The sequence below is a fragment of the Modestobacter caceresii genome, assembly GCF_000761485.1.
Lineage (GTDB): Bacteria > Actinomycetota > Actinomycetes > Mycobacteriales > Geodermatophilaceae > Modestobacter > Modestobacter caceresii.
Genome location: NZ_JPMX01000056.1, coordinates 1 through 1,273, shown reverse-complemented (window position 1 = coordinate 1,273; position 1,273 = coordinate 1). Strand labels below are relative to the sequence as shown.

Annotated in this window: 2 protein-coding genes; both read right to left on the bottom strand. The window is 67.3% G+C overall.

Translation table 11 applies throughout. The annotated features are described in order from the left end of the window. Nucleotides 1-11: 11 nt before the first annotated feature. Nucleotides 12-659, bottom strand: coding sequence for a transposase (locus IN07_RS25795; protein WP_197058467.1), 648 nt, complete (start codon nucleotides 657-659; stop codon nucleotides 12-14). Between the two features lie 22 nt (nucleotides 660-681). Further along, a complete protein-coding gene (locus IN07_RS25790; protein ID WP_197058466.1) occupies nucleotides 682-1,152 on the bottom strand; it encodes a helix-turn-helix domain-containing protein in 471 nt (156 codons plus the stop codon). Nucleotides 1,153-1,273: the final 121 nt, after the last annotated feature.

The window sequence follows — 1,273 nt, the reverse complement described above, 5'->3', positions numbered from 1 at the left end:
CTAGTGCCGAGTCAGGCAACCTTCGCCCGCTTGATGGTCTCGGCTCGGCGGATGACCTTGCGGAGCTTGGGATCGGTGACGTGCCGGTTCCGCCAGGCGATGTAGCGGCGGATCATGCTGGCCTGTTCTCGGTGGGAGTCGTGGTCGGTGCCGTCGAGGGCGAAGTAGCGCAGCGCGGTGAACTGGGCCTCGATCCGGTTGAGCCAGGAGCCGTAGAACGGCACGTAGGCCAGTTCGACGTTGTTCGCCGCCGCCCACTCACCGACCCGGCGATCGGTCTTGGTCGACAGGTGCGGGCTGAAGTTGTCCAGCACGATCGCGATTCGCACCTCGGCGGGTTGCAGGCTGCGCAGGTATCGGCAGAAGGCCAGGAACTGGGTGCGGCCCTTGCTGGTCTTGACGTGGCCGTAGAGCTTGTCGGTGGACAGGTCGTAGCCGGCCAGCAGGTGTCGCACGCCGTGCGGGCGGGTGTAGGTCGCCCGCCGGCGGCGTCGCCGCGGGGCGTGCTGGTTCCCCTTGCCGGTCGCGGCCGGTGCCCACTGTTTACCGGGGTGGGGTTGGAGGTTCAGCGGCCCGAACTCGTCCATGCAGATGACCACCGTCGGGTCACCGGGGCCGGGGGCGGCCTTGCCGTCGGCGATGGCGTAGAGCTCCAGCACCCGGTTCTTCTTGGCCTCATAGTCAGGGTCGGTGCTGGTCTTCCAGGTCTTGACGGCTTGGAAAGGAGACGCCCTCCTCGCGCAGCAGCGTGCGCAGGACCTCGTGGGAGACGTCGTCGACCACCCCCTCAGCAACCAGGAAGTCGGCCAGCTTGGACAGGCTCCAGGTGGAGAACGGCAGCCCGTGATCGGTTGGGCGGGCCAGCGCCGTCTTCTTGATCTCCTGCCGCTGGGGCAGGGTGAACTTCGGTGGCCGTCCGCCGGCGTAGCGCGGCTTCAGCGAGTCGAAGCCGTCGGCGTTGAAGTTGTGCAGCACGTCCCGGACCCGGTCGGGGCTGCTGAACGTCACCTTCGCGATCATCGGCACGTCCATGCCTTGGGCCGACAGCAGCACCATCTGGGCTCTTCGCCAGGTCACCACCGACCCCGAGCTGCGGCGGACGATGCGCAACAGCTTGTTGCCCTCGTCGTTGTCGATGGACCGGACCTGCACGCGATGCACCATCTCGCATCTCCTGCGGGGAAGACAGGATCAGATGCGAGCAACGGTCGACCCGACCAGGCCCGAAGCCAAGGACCCCAGCGGGTGTGTCACCGAAGCGGGGCGAAGGTTC